The sequence below is a fragment of the Burkholderia sp. BCC0398 genome (assembly GCF_902833245.1).
GTDB classification, from domain to species: Bacteria; Pseudomonadota; Gammaproteobacteria; order Burkholderiales; family Burkholderiaceae; genus Burkholderia; species Burkholderia sola.
The window spans coordinates 118,731-132,333 of the sequence record NZ_CADFEM010000017.1; the positions used below are offsets into that span (position 1 = coordinate 118,731).

Genomic DNA, 13,603 nt, shown 5'->3' on the forward strand with positions numbered 1-13,603 from the left:
TCACCTCCACGAGCACGGCCTGCTTTGGTCGCTCCGCCGCTGTATTTCCGCATCGGTGCACTTCGCTCAGGAGATTTCGTGAATTCCACTCTCTATACTGCCGTGCTGGTCGGCTTGGCACTCGTCCTCGTCGCGATGTTCGCGTTCGGCTTTTACTGGCTCGCGACCAAAGATCGTCCGACCTCCCCTCCCTTCCCGGCCCCGTCTTCGCCGTCGTCCGCCGTGATCGACGAACACGATGAATGGGAAGCGCTCGCGCCGTATCCCGATCATGCGCTGGATGCGCTACGCACCCCAGCTTCCATGTCGTCAAACCGCGAAGCATCCGCTTCATTCGCGCCGCGCGAGTTTGATGAGCCGCTTTTCGAACATGCATCGCCCGCACCGGAGGCACGTCACACGCCGCCGCCCTCCGACTATTTCTCTTACGCACCGTCACAGACGCAGGAAGCTGCCTCATCCCGAGCGGACGCGCACAGCTGCCCGCAGTGCGGTTCGATGCACGTTGAAACGCGCAATGTCGGTCGCAAGACCGGCGGCACGATCGGCAGCGTCGCTGGCGCGACCAGCGGTTTTGCCATGGCGTTGTCCGGCGCCGAAGCCGGCGCAGCCGTTGGCGCGGTTGGCGGACCGGTCGGCGCTGTGTTCGGCGGACTGGCCGGTGCGGTGATTGCCGGTCTGCTTGGCAGCGCAGCCGGTTCCGTCGCCGGCTCGGCTGTCGGCGCCGTGCTCGACGACAACGTCTTCGACAACCATAGATGTTTGACGTGCGGTCACAGCTTCGGCTCCACCATTCGTTGAGCCCCTCCGTGCCGTCTGATCCGCACAACCGGCCGAAAGCGCTCAATTACCGCACCATCGGCCAGCGTCGGCATGCCAATGCATCACGTCGCGTTCGTCCATTCTCAGGAAACGAACCATGCTCTATCCCTCTCCACTCGACTACCTCGCCGCGTTCGCCCCCGCGTTCATTGGCGGGATGCTGGTCGCCGCATGCCACTGCAAGTACGTCGGCAAGATTCGCAAGGAGACTACAACCCATGCATGATCACCGCCCGTTCGATGACGACGAGGAATCCTGGTCCACCGGCCCGTCACGATCGGATACCGCTGAATCCACCCATTACCGTCCCGGATTGGGGCCGGCTTATCCGTGTCCGCAGTGCCAGTCGCCGCGTACGGAACCCCGCCATGTCGCTCGTCGTATTGGCGGAACAGTCGGTGCAGCGGCCGGCGCAACCGGCGCCGTCGCTATCGCGTTGTCGGGCGCGGAGGCCGGCGCCACGGCCGGCTTGATCGCCGGTCCGATCGGTTCCGCGTGCGGTGGCGTGGCCGGTGCAATCCTAGCCGGCCTGATCGCTGGCGCGGCTGGCTGCGCAACCGGTGCCGCCTTTGGTGAAGCCGTCGACCAAAAGATTCTCGACAACTGGCGCTGCCTCGCCTGCGGACGCGCCTTCAGCGTTCAACCTCGTTAGTCCGTTTCTCGTCGCATTTTCCTCATTGATTTCGTTCCGCTCGGCCTCGGCCGGGCTTTATGCACCGTGATTTTCTAATAGGAGTTTTTCATGCATCTCGTTCAGTCAATGGCCTACCTTGGGGCCGAACCGTGGCATGGCCTCGGCAACAAGCTCGCCCCGAAACAACCGCTCGAAGTCTGGGCGCGCGCTGCCGGGATGGACTGGCGCATTGAAGAAGCCGAAGTACGCTTCGTCGCCGCCGGCGGCCGCAGCCTTGGCTCGATTCACGCGTTTCCGGAACAGAAAGTGCTGTACCGCTCGGACAACAAGACACCGTTGTCCGTCGTCTCCGCTCGCTATCAGGTCGTACAGCCCGAAGAGATCCTGGAGTTTTATCGCGACCTGACGGAGATCGGCGGCTTCCAGCTCGAGACGGCCGGCGTGCTCAAGGAAGGACGCAAGCTGTGGGCGCTCGCCCGCACCGGTCAATCCGGCACGCTCAAGGGCAAGGATCAGGTCAACGGCTATCTGCTGCTCGCCACGGCCTGCGACGGGACCTTGGCGACCACCGCGCAATTCACGTCGGTACGTGTGGTTTGCAACAACACACTTCAAATCGCCTTGGGCAATAGCGCTGGCGCGATCAAGGTGTCGCACCGTTCGCAGTTCGATGCGGCGGCTGTCAAGCGCCAGCTCGGCATCGCCGTCTCCACATGGGACGCCTTTATGGCACGAACCAAAGCGTTATCCGAGCGCAAGGTGACCGACTCGGCCGCCGAAGCGTTCCTGCGGCGCGTGCTGACGTACTCCACGACCAATCTCCCCGATCGTGAAGCAGTGGCCGTCAACGAGCGCGCCATCAAGGCGGTCGGTCAGCTCTACGCCGGACGCGGGAAAGGCGCGGACCTGGCTTCGGCATCGGGCACGGCGTGGGGCTTGCTCAATGCGGTCACCGAATACGTGGATCATCATCGCCGCGCGCGCAGTGACGATCACCGCCTGGACGCTGCTTGGTTCGGCGCCGGCGCAACGCTCAAGCAACGCGCGTGGGACGAGGCCATGAAGCTTGTCGCATGACCAAGCCCATCCCGCCTCTGGCTGTCGACATGCGCATTCAGATTCCGCGCGGCGCCGGGTTACGGTTCGGCGGCCGTTACGCCACGATCCTGCAAATCACACCACAAGGTACGACAGTCCACCTCGGAAACGGGAAGCTCGTGACCTTCGCATACGACGCATTGCAAGACGCCATGCGCCGTATCGGTTCCAAATAGCCTCCCATCCCCTCACCTCTCGCCCGGCCAGATCTGCTCTGCCGGGCTTTTTGTTTTTGGAGCAAACCATGACTACACCTCACCCCGAACCACCTCGCGCACGCAAGCCCGCGCTGAAGCTCGTCAAGACGCAGGAACTGAGTCGAGATGACTGGCTCGCCGTGCGCCGAACCGGCATCGGCGGATCGGACGCCGCTGCTGCGGTCGGCCTGAATCCGTACATGAGCGCGCTGGAATTGTGGCTCGACAAAACCGGCCGTGCCGACGGCCTTCCCCGTCCCGATCCGGACGATACAACGGCACCTACGTATTGGGGCACGCTGCTGGAACCGATTGTTGCAGCCTCGTACACGAAGCAGACCGGCAATCGGGTTCGGCGCGTGAACGCCGTGCTGCGGCATCCCTCGATCCCGTTCATGTTGGCGAACATCGATCGCGAGATCGTCGGTGCGCCCGACGTGCAGATTATGGAATGCAAGACAGCCGGCGAGTTCGGCGCGCGGCTCTGGCGTGACGGTGTGCCCGAGTACGTACAGATCCAGGTTCAGCATCAGTTGGCCGTGACCGGCAAGACGGCGGCACACGTCGCTGTGCTGCTGTGCGGCCAAGCCCTCGAAGTCCATCGGATCGAACGCGACGACGCGCTGATTGGACGACTGATCGAACTCGAAGCCCGGTTCTGGCGGTTCGTCGAAACCGACACGCCGCCCCCCGCCGATGGATCGGAGTCGGCCGACCGTGCGCTGCGGCACCTGTATCCGGGCAATGGCGAAACGGTCGACTTCAGCGACGACCACCGCCTTTCGTCCGTCTTTGCCGATCTGGTTGCGGTACGGGCGGAGATCGAGACGCGACAGCTGCTCGAAGCGCAATTCAAGCAAACGATCCAGCAGGCGATGGGTGACGCAATCCGGGCTGTCTTCCAGACCGGCTCCGTGTCGTTCAAGCGCAGCAGGGATTCGTCTTCAGTCGACCTGGAGCGGCTATTGGCCGATCACCCCGCGCTCCAACAGCAGTACGCCATCTTGAAGCCCGGTTCACGGCGCTTCCTCATTTCCACCTAACGGAGGTCTGACCGTGAGTCGACACATGACGAATCTCGAATGCCTCACCGACATCATGGAGTTCTCGCGATACGGCGCACTCGCGCAGGCATTCGTCATGGACGCGCTGAGCAAGCACGCCGAACGCGTCGCCAAGCTCCCTCTCGACGAGTTGCATAAACAGCTCGGGAATCACCCGCTTGTCAGCGCGCGTGCCTGGCACGGCGTCGCCCAGGAAATCCACATCAAGCTCGAATCGCATTTCGCTCGGTAGCCCGTACAGCTTACCGGCGATCGCTGCTCTCTTTTCCCTTTTCTATTTGGAGGACCATCATGCTCAAGGGTTTGGCTATTACACCACCGGTTGTCGGTCGCATCGCGATCGGAAAAATTGTCGAGAAGAACGGCAAGCGCTTGCCCGAGAAGGACGACCAATTCACGCTTACCACACAGGTACAACAGCGCGGCGAGTGGATGTTGCATCCGCTGAACGAAACGCTGCGCAAAGCGACGCCCGGCAAGCTGCGCGCAATTCCGATGCGCGTGCTGTTCAACGATCCGGACCTGAACCTGCGTGCCGAGTACACGCTGTTCGACCGTGATACCGGACGGCCCGTGTGCGTCGGCAACGGCGAGACGTGCCGACGTGTGACGGATGCGGGCATCGAAGCCCTTCCCTGCCCCTCGCCGGACAGTTGCACGTTCGGTCGTCAAGGCAACTGCAAACCCTACGGCCGGCTTAACGTGATCGTCGGCGACGACGACGAGTTGGGCTCGTTCATCTTCCGTACCACGTCCTATAACAGTATCCGAACGCTCGCCGCACGGTTGCATTACTTTCGCGCGGTGTCCGGCAATCTCCTCGCCTGCCTGCCACTGGAACTGAAGCTGCGCGGCAAGTCGACGACACAGAGCTATCGGTCGGCGATCTACTACGTCGACCTCGGCGTGCGTTCGGGCAGTGCGCTCGAACAGGCGTTGATGGAGGCGAAGGAGCTGGATACGCGTCGCCGCGCCGCCGGATTCGATCAGGCTGCGCTCGATGCCGCAGCACGTGCGGGGTTCGCCAACGGCGCGTTCGAGGACAGTCCCGATGAGCGCGCGGCCATCGCCGAGGAGTTCTATCCGGAGACGACGCCGGAACCATCGGATGCGGCGAACAGCGGCGGTGCGAAGACGCCGCCTACCCTGCGCGACAAGCTCGAACGCAAAGCCGTCCTGCTCGGCAGCAAAGCGGCATGAGCGCGCAGCGCTGGGCGTTCGCTCTGGCGACCGCCGCGACCGCCACCGCGCTCAGCCTGTCGATTCTGGCAGGCTGGCAGCGCGGCGGCGCGTTGGCAGAGCGAGTCGTCTGGGTCGCGATCGGCATCGTGCTGGTCGTCAGTGCGCACCTGCTGCCGGCGCTGATTCGCGATGCGCCGGTCTTGGTGCGCGGCGTAGGTAGCCTGCTATGGGGCGCGTGTCTCGCGACGGCGTGTTACGGGCACGCCGTTTTCTTCGTCACGGCACAACAACATGCGGGCGAAGTGCGGGCGTCGGCCGTGCCGCCGACTCGACCGCCCGGACGGAGCCTGACGGTCGTGATGGGCGAACGTGCGACCGTCGCCGCACAGCTTGCATCGGCCAACGCGCGTTACTGCGCCGGTAATTGCGCAACGCTCGAAGCCCGTCGCGCGACACTCGCGGCGCGACTGGACGCGCTGAACGCCGAAGCGGACGACGTTCGGCGTCAGCAGGCCGCAACGGATCGCGTCACGGCGCAGCGTGACGCGTTACGCGTCGATCCAGTCACGTCGCGACTCGCCGCGTTACTCGGCGTCACGACACCGCGTATCGACCTTGTGTCGGGATTGATGTTCGCGGCTGTACTGGAAGGTGTCGCGTGTCTGTTGTGGACCGTTGCGCTTCGGTCGTCGGTACCGGTGGCTGAATCGACCGGAACCAGCGCCGCGTCGTCAGTCGTCCCGGCAGTCACGGAACCGGCCGACGTGACCGGTCCGGTAGTCGCGCCGGTCACGAATGTGACGGATTCCGACCAGCCGGAAGTCACGCTCGTCATGGCGAGTCACGCCGCGCCGACCGTTAGTCGCAAAAACGAGCGCCCTAGTCACGTCACTGCACCCGGCAGTCGTGCACCGCGTGATGCCCCGGTCGCACCGTTTCCCGCTGGTGCGCCTATCGACGACTACCTGTCGCAACTCGTTCAAGACGTGACCGCCGGCATGGTTCGCCCGACCGTCGCCGACATCCGTCGTCACCTCGGCTGCTCCCAGGCGCGCGCGACGACACTCCGTCGTCAGCTCGCCGAACTCAACGTGACGGCATAAGGCCGGGCTTCGCGCCCGGCGCTTTTGCTGTTGCTTTCCCCATCACTTTCTCATCGCCATGAAATATGGAATCGAACACGCTCGTCCCCAGCATCAGCATCGCAAATCTCGCCAACCAGCGCGTCGCCGTCGTCGAGCGCGTGCGCGCCGCCCTCGATCTGCTCGGCGAAGCCCAACAGCTTGCCAAGGCTGCACATCTCGGATTTCCAAGACTCGTCCTCGATGAAAGCTACGGCTGTCGTGGGCGACCGACCATTACCGGAGAATATGCCAAACGTGACGAGGCCGAAGCCGCCATGGTCCGCATTGTCGACATACGCGGCTGGGACTACCTGCTTGTGGAGTCGGGACTGCGCACCTTCATGGACGCCAAGGCCCGCGAACAATGGAGCAACCAGATTGCCGAAGGCGACGTGCCGGAACTCACCGTCTCCAACATCGAAGCCACCTTCGCGCAGCTCTACGGCGCGCGGGGCGACATGTTCGAGCGCGGTGTACTACAGTGCTTCCGGCGGCTGTCGTGGTGCTACAAGACAAATCAACCTTTCAAGTTCGGCAAGCGCATCATCGTCAAGTACCTCTTCTCGCACGGTAGCTCGAACTACCGTGTCACGAACGAGCTCGACGATCTGATGCGGGTATTCAGCGTCCTCGATGGAAAACCGGAGCCGGATCATCGCCACGGCATCTCGGGGCTCGTCATGGACGCACAGCATCAACGAAAGACCGAAGCTGAAAACGCCTACCTTCACCTGCGCTGGTTCAAGAACGGCAACGGACACTTGACGTTCCTACGCCCGGATCTGGTTGAGCAAATGAACAAGATCCTCGCCAAGCACTATCCAGGCGCGCTCGCCTCGGAAGCACGGTAGCACCGGGACGCGTCCTGCGTCTCGTCTTTCCCCATTTCATTCAGCGACATCGGTATCCGGTTCTACCGGAGGCCAGCGCTCGCCCATATTCAGGAGCAATCCGTCATGACACTACCTTCCAAGATCCACGCCAGCCCGCGCTTCAAGCTCGGCCGCATCTTCGCCACGCCCGCCGCGCTGGAAGCGATCACCGACGCGCGTGTTTCGATCATCGACCTGCTGATCCGCCATGTACGCGGCGACTGGGGCGATCTGTCCGAATCCGACCGTGAGCAGAACGAGTTGTCGATCGAGGTCGGACTGCGCCTGCTGTCCAGCTACGTGCTGCCCGGCGGACAAACAGTCTGGGTCATCACGGAGTGGGATCGCTCGTCGACGACATTCTTGCTGCCAGGAGATTACTGACATGCTGATCCAGCAATTCCACCCCGGCATGCGGCTCGGCCGGCAGCCGACGCTTGCCACGTCGGGTAACCCACTGTTCAGCCGTCAGGGACACTGGGATGGCGGCAGCACATTGCACCGCGTCGCGATGGCGCTCGCGTTGCTCGGCAAGCTGGCTGATCCTGTCTACTTGCCGTATCACACCGATGGCCCCGAACAGAGTGTGTGGGACGACGCTTGGCCACACCACCTGCATGGTCTGGCATTGTCTGAACTCGCAAGCTTCATTGCCGAACTGAATCTTGGTGTGCGCCCAGCTAACTGCTCGGCCTCCGGCCCAACCATCCTGCACTTTGCTCGCCGGGAACTGGAAGCCGGTTGGCCGGTGATCGTCGGCTGGCGACAACGACATACGGTCAGGCGGCATGCCGCGCTGGTTGTCGGCGTCGAGGGATGTCGGCACGGTCGGGCGTTCGACGCGCAGGCATTGTTGCAGATCGATCCAGCAGGCAACGAACCAGGGCTCGCGGGATTTAATCCGCGTCTCGACCGACACCGCAACAGCCTATTCCGCTATCGATCACCCATCACCGCGCGAGCCGTGAAATTGCGCGGCGGCGTGTCGATCCGCTATGCGGTCGGCGGCTGCTGAAGCGTGATCTCGTGCAGCGCCGCGTTCGCGCGGCGCTCAGTGCCGCACAGTCGCAGAACAAACAAGCCGTTAGAGCACTTACAAACCAGGGCCGGCTGTTGGCGACGCTTAAGGTCCTGCGGGCTCACGTCTACTCACAAGCTGCTTCCAATCTGTAACCGCCCCTCGCGGCGGTCATCTGGGCATCGATGCAAATGTGTTCAAGGCGCAGGTCGCCGCACGTTGAACCGTAGCTACAATACCGTACCCATCCACCTCGCCAGCGGTCTGCAAGCCGAGAGGTACGCGCGGAACATCCGCACGGTCGCAGTGGGGTAATTCTGCAAGGTAGACTGCATAATCCGGCAAGCACAATTCAGATCTATTTGAGGAACTGATTTACCATGGCAAAAGGATACGACGCATTTGAAACGCATCTGCGTAACCTGCCCGAAGACACCGTTAGGCTTACGTACGAACAAATTCGAGAATACAGTGGCCTGGAAAAATTGCCCAAATCCGTTTTTGTCCATGCGCCTCAATACCTCAGTAACTCAAAGTCGCAACCTATCCCGGCCGCGTGGCTGCGCGCTGGATGGAGGAAGTTCAATCACAACTACGATGAACAGTACATCGACCTGCATCGTGCCGTCCCACTTGAAGTCGTGACGCTTGCGGATGAAACTGGCGACGATGGTGTGGATAACGAAAATCGGCAACTTGTGAACGTCAAAACTCGACGTGGCCAACCTGACTTCCGCGAACGTCTCCGGCACGTTTACAGTGACACGTGTGCAATTACGGGTTCAATTGTCGTGCCTCTCCTTGAGGCAGCGCACATCGTGCCGCACGCGCACAAAACGGACTACGCCACGTCCAACGGGTTGCTCCTGCGTGCAGACATTCACACGCTGTTCGACATGCATCTAATCGCTATCGATCCAGACGGCCAGGTGGTTGTCTCAGGACGGCTTCAAGGTACAGAGTATGCGCAATACCAGTTCCAGCGCCTTAAGGCTTTTCCTGAGACTCCGGATGACCAACCGTCCTTGGAAAACTTGAAACGCCATCACGACCTGTTCCTCGCTAGACAAGAAGCATCACCGGACCAACGTTGACGACGCCGACTAGCCTTACTGACGATGCCCCGGTGATCGAATGACCGGTCGCGAGTAGAGCCGCCTCCTTCGCTTCCAATGCAGCAGGATTGTCCCCGATCATCAACGCTAATCGTGGTTGAAAGACTCCTTGAGATCGCATACGCCGTAGTTCGAAACGTTGTCGGCAAGGGACGTTCGCTCCCCAGGCTTTTGCTACTCCATAAGAGCGATAGTCAAGCGCCACAAAAATTCGTCAGAACACCGCTGCGCAACAAGCCCGCCCCCCCGACCAAGCGACTCAGGGCTCACCCGCTCAATGGCAACATCGAACCCATCGAAATTTAGATCGTATCTAACGAGCTTTTCGATTTTCTTGAGAGCGGCGTCGTCCCATACCGTCCAGTCCGGACTGTAGGTGCGAAGCCCCATATAGACAGTCTTCTCGTCTCCATGACCGATGTCCCACGCGAGTGCATCGGACAAGTCAAAAAACGGATCTTCGGTGGCGCGGACGATGTGCGGCCAAGTCGTATAAAACTGCAGGCGAGACAACGGGGGCCACGAGTACTTGTTCAGTTCGCGGCCGTCCGTAAACACATTGCGCGGGAATGCGTTGTGCCGAATCCGGTGTTTCAACCGACCCGCCGACCCGGCAACCTGCATACTTCGGCCGTTGCTGGACGTAACTGAAATCCATTGACTGTCAGTCGACTCGCTGTCAATGATCTCCCTCACTTCGCCCTCATTGAGCAGGCAAACGGTCTCATCTCCGCATACCAGCACAAACCAGACAATATAGTCAGCTGACGAGGTGAGATCCACCAGATCGTCGGGGCGGACCGTAAAGCGCCACGTTCCGCGATTGGCCGTCGCGTACTTAATGAGCAGACGCTTGTCACCGTTGAGCTGGTAGTAGCCTTCCTTTTCACTAACCGAATGCACTTGAGACAGAGCCGGATACGCCGCGATCTGCGCCAATGCAGCGCCGTAGTAAAAATCCCCGACCTTGAGCTTCATATTTTCACTTAGTTGGAGGCCGCCGGCACTCGTCCGGATGAACGGGACCGGCTTAACTTCAAGGACTGTTTGCTCGATGCCCAGACACGCGCGCTTGCGCTGATCGAACCATCCGTCCCGAGGATCTACCCCTTGACCGGATTGAAGTTGTAGTCCTGGCACACGACGACAACTGCTCGACCATAGGCAATCAGCAAGCTCCTCGCACCAAGGCTGTGCGTTAACTGTTCCTGGAAGGCCTCCTTGATTCGCTCGCGGCCCGTCGCCTTGTAGAAGTCTTTCCATTGGTACGTGAGGGCTTGTGCGCCCTGCTTGCGCATCTGATCTGAGATTTCTTCTGCGATTGTTGCAGCGGACTTCGGCATGTCGCTTCTCCTTATTGGAAGCCGAAGTATAAGGCTCACGTACAATCAGCACAACAAGATTTTGCGCTACTCCTAAAAAATTCTAAGGTATCTCTAAGACAATCGTAACAGCGGTTATGGTCGGCCGAACGGGGTTTTCGCGCTGTTGCAAACACGCAGAGCAACGGCACGTGACAAGAACGATGCGACGCAGCGAATGGCAATTCGCCCGCCGATCGTAATGGATGATTCCGCGAGACTGACTGTGAGATTCTAGTGAGATGCTCGGACGGCGCACGGGGAATGCCCGTGACTGTCATCAGCGGCGCTGTCATGATCAAGGGCAATTCTCGGGCAAAGGGCCGCCGTTCAAAGGTCGACACTGAATGCCGAGCGAACGACCGGATGTGGCCGACAACCGACCTTCGATTTTCGGTCATGCATCGGAATTTGGGCCCGACAAGCCCGCAGGAACCATCCCAATCACCGCAACCGCTGGCGCTTGATCTCTGGCGGTGTCGCCGCGTTCGCGCGCCGCTCGCCGGTCGGCTTCAGCGACACCCCATCCAGCGGCGCAAACAGCTCCGCCAGCGTCACGTTCAACGAGTAGCAGATGTTCGCGAGCGTCTCGATAGAAGGATTCGCGATGCCGCGCTCTATCGCCGAGATATAGGTACGGTCGACGAGCGCTTCGAAGGCAAGCGTTTCCTGGGATTTCTCAGCCGCATGCCGACACTCCTTGATCCGTTTGCCCAAGGCAATCGAGATCGGAGCCGGTCGGGTAACGGACGGGGATGAGCGCTTCACAGTCATGGCGTGCAGGATGCCGCGCCGTCGACTGATTCACGACGTAGTATACACAACGTTAATCGCAGTGTTTACTCTACAATCCGTTAGCTATTGATCCGAGGGATGCCGGATTGTCCTCTGCCGCTCGCGGCCGAGCGAGCCATCGCACCCCGATTTGTCGAGTAAACACTACAAACCAAACGCAGCAGCTCACAAGAACAACCATGACCAAAATCCTTTCCGCCCCGGCCACGGCGGCGGCCGGCACGCTCGTCTACCGGCCCGACATCGATGGCCTGCGCGCCGCCGCTGTGCTCGCCGTCGTGCTGTTTCACGCATTCCCGTCCGCACTGCCCGGTGGCTTTGTCGGCGTCGATGTTTTCTTCGTCATCTCGGGCTACCTGATCACCGGCATCCTGTTGTCCGATCTAGAGACGGATCGTTTCTCCTTTCGCCGTTTCTACGCGCGCCGGATGCGGCGTATCTTCCCGGCGCTGATCGCCGTGCTGCTCGGCACCTACGCAATCGGCTGGTTCAGCCTCTATGGCGACGAGTACCGCGAGCTCGGCAAACACATCGTCGCCGGCGTTGGGTTCGTGTCGAACTGGGCGTCGTGGACCGAAGCCGGCTATTTCGACCAGGAGGCGCAAGCCAAGCCGCTGCTACACCTGTGGTCCCTTGGTGTCGAGGAACAGTTCTACATCGCCTGGCCGCTCGTGCTGTGGGCGGCGCACAAGGCCAAGCGCGTCGGATGGGCGTGCGGCATCGTCGGCCTCGCCTCGTTCGCCGCCAACGTCGCGCTCGTCGGCCACCATCCGTCCGCCGCCTTTTACTGGCCCATCACGCGCATGTGGGAATTGCTGGCCGGTGCAGCCCTGGCGATCGGTGCCGTCGGGTTCTCGCCCGTCGGCGGGAAATGGGCGAACGCGCTGTCGGTCAGCGGCGGCCTGCTGTGCGCCGCGTCGTTCACACTGCTGAACGCGCGCATCGTCTTTCCCGGCTGGTGGGCACTGATGCCGGTCGCGGGTGCTGTCACGCTCATCGCGGCCGGTCGGAACGGCTGGGTCAACCGCCACGCGCTCGCCCATCCCGTATCGGTCTGGTTTGGCAAGATCAGCTACGCGCTGTATCTCTGGCATTGGCCGCTGTTGTCGTTCGCGTTCATCGTCGCCGGCCGGGCGCCCTCGCCGGCGGTACGCTGCGGACTGGTCGTGATCGCCGTCGCGCTCGCGTGGCTGACGACCTCCATCGTTGAACGTCCGATCCGCTTCGGGCCGGCGAAACGCTGGAAGCTGATCGCACCGTGTCTATTGATGGTCTGTGTCGCCTATCTCGGCGGCATGACGTACGCGCGCGGCGGACTCGGTTTCCGCAAGGGCTACAGTCCCGATGCCGATGTGACCACCGCCAAGCTCGGCGCGGGTCATGAGTTCGTCAATTCCATGTGCGGCGTGTCGCCGGACGAACAGCAGCTGTTTCCTTTCTGCGCGACAGACAAGCGCGTGCGCTCGCACTTTGCCGTGTGGGGTGACAGCAAGGCCGACGCGCTGTACTGGGGGCTGGTCCGCGAATCAGCGCCCGGCGAAGGCTGGACGCTGATCGCGCGTCCGAGCTGCGCGCCGATGGCAGGCGTCTGGCGCACCTCATCCAACGCAGATGACGATCCGGCGCTATGCCGTGACGCCAACGCGATAGCGCTGCGGATGCTGCTGGACACCCCGGAACTCAAGACGGTCGTGCTCGTCATGACCGATCGAGACGTGATCGGACAAACCTTTGCCGACCGCAACCAGACCACGGCCCGTGAATCTGCCGCGCTCGACGGTCTAGACCGGGCGGTGAAGGCACTCGAGCGGGCCGGCCGGCGCGTCGCGCTGGTCCTCGATAACCCGCGTCTGCGCGATCCCCGACAGTGCATGGATCGACGCCCGCTCGCGTGGCCCTTCGTGCGGCATGCACTGGGCGTCACCGACATGAGCGCGGCTCAGCGTTGCGCGATCGGCTATCGCGCACACGTCGCGCGCATGGCGCCGTTCACCGCGCTCATTGACGAACTGAAGCGCCGCCATCCCGCTCTGCTCGTCTACGACCCGGCAAACGCGCTGTGCGACCGCAGCCGCGACACCTGTCCGATGACAAAGGATCGCCACTACCTCTACAGCTACGGCGATCACCTGTCCGACTACGGAAACGAACTCGTCGCCCGGCAGTTCTTGCCGTTGCTGCGCCGCTGATCGCGCCATGCGAATCAACACTCGCGCCATGCTTCATTGCCTGGGTTCTGGCGCCCATCCGCCTCGGATTGCCAGAACCACTTTGCCGACTGGGGAACCGGTCGGCTCTTTTTATTCCTATTGGCCGGTTG

Annotated in this window: 17 protein-coding genes; 14 read left to right on the plus strand and 3 right to left on the minus strand. The window is 61.8% G+C overall.

Annotated elements, in window-relative coordinates; all coding sequences use genetic code 11:
* Positions 1-78 precede the first annotated feature (78 nt).
* The 13 genes from HWX76_RS30360 (at position 79) to HWX76_RS30415 (ending at position 9,106) form a co-directional block, all read left to right on the plus strand.
* Positions 79-801 (plus strand): hypothetical protein, encoded by a 723-nt coding sequence (locus HWX76_RS30360; RefSeq protein WP_239664418.1) that lies wholly within the window; start codon positions 79-81, stop codon positions 799-801.
* Positions 802-919: 118 nt separating this feature from the next.
* On the plus strand, positions 920-1,048 hold the full coding sequence (locus tag HWX76_RS36985; protein ID WP_279612911.1) for a hypothetical protein: 129 nt from the start codon (positions 920-922) through the stop codon (positions 1,046-1,048).
* The gene (locus tag HWX76_RS30365; RefSeq protein WP_080353735.1) at positions 1,041-1,475 is read left to right on the plus strand and encodes a hypothetical protein; all 435 of its coding nucleotides are present in this window, start codon (positions 1,041-1,043) and stop codon (positions 1,473-1,475) included. Before HWX76_RS36985 ends, HWX76_RS30365 begins: the two co-directional genes overlap by 8 nt.
* Positions 1,476-1,565: 90 nt before the next feature.
* Positions 1,566-2,534, plus strand: coding sequence for a DUF932 domain-containing protein (locus tag HWX76_RS30370; protein WP_176016809.1), 969 nt, complete (start codon positions 1,566-1,568; stop codon positions 2,532-2,534).
* Positions 2,531-2,731, plus strand: coding sequence for a hypothetical protein (locus HWX76_RS30375; RefSeq protein ID WP_176016810.1), 201 nt, complete (start codon positions 2,531-2,533; stop codon positions 2,729-2,731). The genes HWX76_RS30370 and HWX76_RS30375 overlap by 4 nt, the downstream gene beginning before the upstream one ends.
* Positions 2,732-2,799: 68 nt before the next feature.
* A complete protein-coding gene (locus HWX76_RS30380) occupies positions 2,800-3,795 on the plus strand; it encodes a lambda-exonuclease family protein (protein ID WP_176016811.1) in 996 nt (331 codons plus the stop codon).
* A gap of 25 nt (positions 3,796-3,820) precedes the next feature.
* Positions 3,821-4,048: a hypothetical protein gene (locus tag HWX76_RS30385; RefSeq protein ID WP_176016812.1), complete on the plus strand. Its 228-nt coding sequence runs from the start codon at positions 3,821-3,823 to the stop codon at positions 4,046-4,048.
* A 59-nt stretch (positions 4,049-4,107) separates the two neighbouring features.
* Positions 4,108-5,016: a phage capsid protein gene (locus tag HWX76_RS30390; RefSeq protein ID WP_176016813.1), complete on the plus strand. Its 909-nt coding sequence runs from the start codon at positions 4,108-4,110 to the stop codon at positions 5,014-5,016.
* The gene (locus tag HWX76_RS30395) at positions 5,013-6,101 is read left to right on the plus strand and encodes a hypothetical protein (RefSeq protein WP_176016814.1); all 1,089 of its coding nucleotides are present in this window, start codon (positions 5,013-5,015) and stop codon (positions 6,099-6,101) included. Before HWX76_RS30390 ends, HWX76_RS30395 begins: the two co-directional genes overlap by 4 nt.
* A gap of 65 nt (positions 6,102-6,166) precedes the next feature.
* Positions 6,167-6,973, plus strand: a complete 807-nt coding sequence (locus tag HWX76_RS30400; RefSeq protein WP_176016815.1) for a DUF4942 domain-containing protein — start codon at positions 6,167-6,169, stop codon at positions 6,971-6,973.
* 105 nt (positions 6,974-7,078) lie between these two features.
* Entirely contained in the window at positions 7,079-7,378 is a 300-nt protein-coding gene (locus tag HWX76_RS30405; RefSeq protein WP_176016816.1) for a hypothetical protein, read from the plus strand.
* Between the two features lies 1 nt (position 7,379).
* Positions 7,380-8,009: a hypothetical protein gene (locus HWX76_RS30410; RefSeq protein WP_176016817.1), complete on the plus strand. Its 630-nt coding sequence runs from the start codon at positions 7,380-7,382 to the stop codon at positions 8,007-8,009.
* Between the two features lie 383 nt (positions 8,010-8,392).
* The gene (locus HWX76_RS30415) at positions 8,393-9,106 is read left to right on the plus strand and encodes an HNH endonuclease signature motif containing protein (RefSeq protein WP_176016818.1); all 714 of its coding nucleotides are present in this window, start codon (positions 8,393-8,395) and stop codon (positions 9,104-9,106) included.
* A 195-nt stretch (positions 9,107-9,301) separates the two neighbouring features.
* On the opposite strand, the gene HWX76_RS30420 is transcribed toward HWX76_RS30415, so the two are convergent.
* The 3 genes from HWX76_RS30420 to HWX76_RS30430 form a co-directional block, all read right to left on the minus strand.
* Positions 9,302-10,105: a hypothetical protein gene (locus HWX76_RS30420; protein ID WP_176016819.1), complete on the minus strand. Its 804-nt coding sequence runs from the start codon at positions 10,103-10,105 to the stop codon at positions 9,302-9,304.
* 125 nt (positions 10,106-10,230) lie between these two features.
* Positions 10,231-10,470 carry a hypothetical protein gene (locus HWX76_RS30425; protein WP_176016820.1) on the minus strand — a complete coding sequence of 80 codons (240 nt, stop codon included), beginning with the start codon at positions 10,468-10,470 and terminating at the stop codon, positions 10,231-10,233.
* Positions 10,471-10,932: 462 nt separating this feature from the next.
* Positions 10,933-11,262, minus strand: coding sequence for a helix-turn-helix transcriptional regulator (locus HWX76_RS30430; protein ID WP_176016821.1), 330 nt, complete (start codon positions 11,260-11,262; stop codon positions 10,933-10,935).
* 200 nt (positions 11,263-11,462) lie between these two features.
* Between HWX76_RS30430 and HWX76_RS30435 the strand changes: the two genes are divergently transcribed.
* A complete protein-coding gene (locus tag HWX76_RS30435; protein WP_176016822.1) occupies positions 11,463-13,472 on the plus strand; it encodes an acyltransferase family protein in 2,010 nt (669 codons plus the stop codon).
* The last annotated feature ends 131 nt before the right edge of the window (positions 13,473-13,603 follow it).

What these genes read in the sequence shown, in the direction of transcription:
- HWX76_RS36985 (WP_279612911.1), top strand. Translation starts at nt 920, where the DNA reads ATGCTCTATCCCTCTCCACTCGACTACCTCGCCGCGTTCGCCCCCGCG.
- HWX76_RS30365 (WP_080353735.1), top strand. Translation starts at nt 1,041, where the DNA reads ATGCATGATCACCGCCCGTTCGATGACGACGAGGAATCCTGGTCCACC.
- HWX76_RS30370 (WP_176016809.1), top strand. Translation starts at nt 1,566, where the DNA reads ATGCATCTCGTTCAGTCAATGGCCTACCTTGGGGCCGAACCGTGGCAT.
- HWX76_RS30375 (WP_176016810.1), top strand. Translation starts at nt 2,531, where the DNA reads ATGACCAAGCCCATCCCGCCTCTGGCTGTCGACATGCGCATTCAGATT.
- HWX76_RS30380 (WP_176016811.1), top strand. Translation starts at nt 2,800, where the DNA reads ATGACTACACCTCACCCCGAACCACCTCGCGCACGCAAGCCCGCGCTG.
- HWX76_RS30385 (WP_176016812.1), top strand. Translation starts at nt 3,821, where the DNA reads ATGACGAATCTCGAATGCCTCACCGACATCATGGAGTTCTCGCGATAC.
- HWX76_RS30390 (WP_176016813.1), top strand. Translation starts at nt 4,108, where the DNA reads ATGCTCAAGGGTTTGGCTATTACACCACCGGTTGTCGGTCGCATCGCG.
- HWX76_RS30395 (WP_176016814.1), top strand. Translation starts at nt 5,013, where the DNA reads ATGAGCGCGCAGCGCTGGGCGTTCGCTCTGGCGACCGCCGCGACCGCC.
- HWX76_RS30400 (WP_176016815.1), top strand. Translation starts at nt 6,167, where the DNA reads ATGGAATCGAACACGCTCGTCCCCAGCATCAGCATCGCAAATCTCGCC.
- HWX76_RS30405 (WP_176016816.1), top strand. Translation starts at nt 7,079, where the DNA reads ATGACACTACCTTCCAAGATCCACGCCAGCCCGCGCTTCAAGCTCGGC.
- HWX76_RS30410 (WP_176016817.1), top strand. Translation starts at nt 7,380, where the DNA reads ATGCTGATCCAGCAATTCCACCCCGGCATGCGGCTCGGCCGGCAGCCG.
- HWX76_RS30415 (WP_176016818.1), top strand. Translation starts at nt 8,393, where the DNA reads ATGGCAAAAGGATACGACGCATTTGAAACGCATCTGCGTAACCTGCCC.
- HWX76_RS30420 (WP_176016819.1), bottom strand. Translation starts at nt 10,105, where the DNA reads ATGAAGCTCAAGGTCGGGGATTTTTACTACGGCGCTGCATTGGCGCAG.
- HWX76_RS30425 (WP_176016820.1), bottom strand. Translation starts at nt 10,470, where the DNA reads ATGCCGAAGTCCGCTGCAACAATCGCAGAAGAAATCTCAGATCAGATG.
- HWX76_RS30430 (WP_176016821.1), bottom strand. Translation starts at nt 11,262, where the DNA reads ATGACTGTGAAGCGCTCATCCCCGTCCGTTACCCGACCGGCTCCGATC.
- HWX76_RS30435 (WP_176016822.1), top strand. Translation starts at nt 11,463, where the DNA reads ATGACCAAAATCCTTTCCGCCCCGGCCACGGCGGCGGCCGGCACGCTC.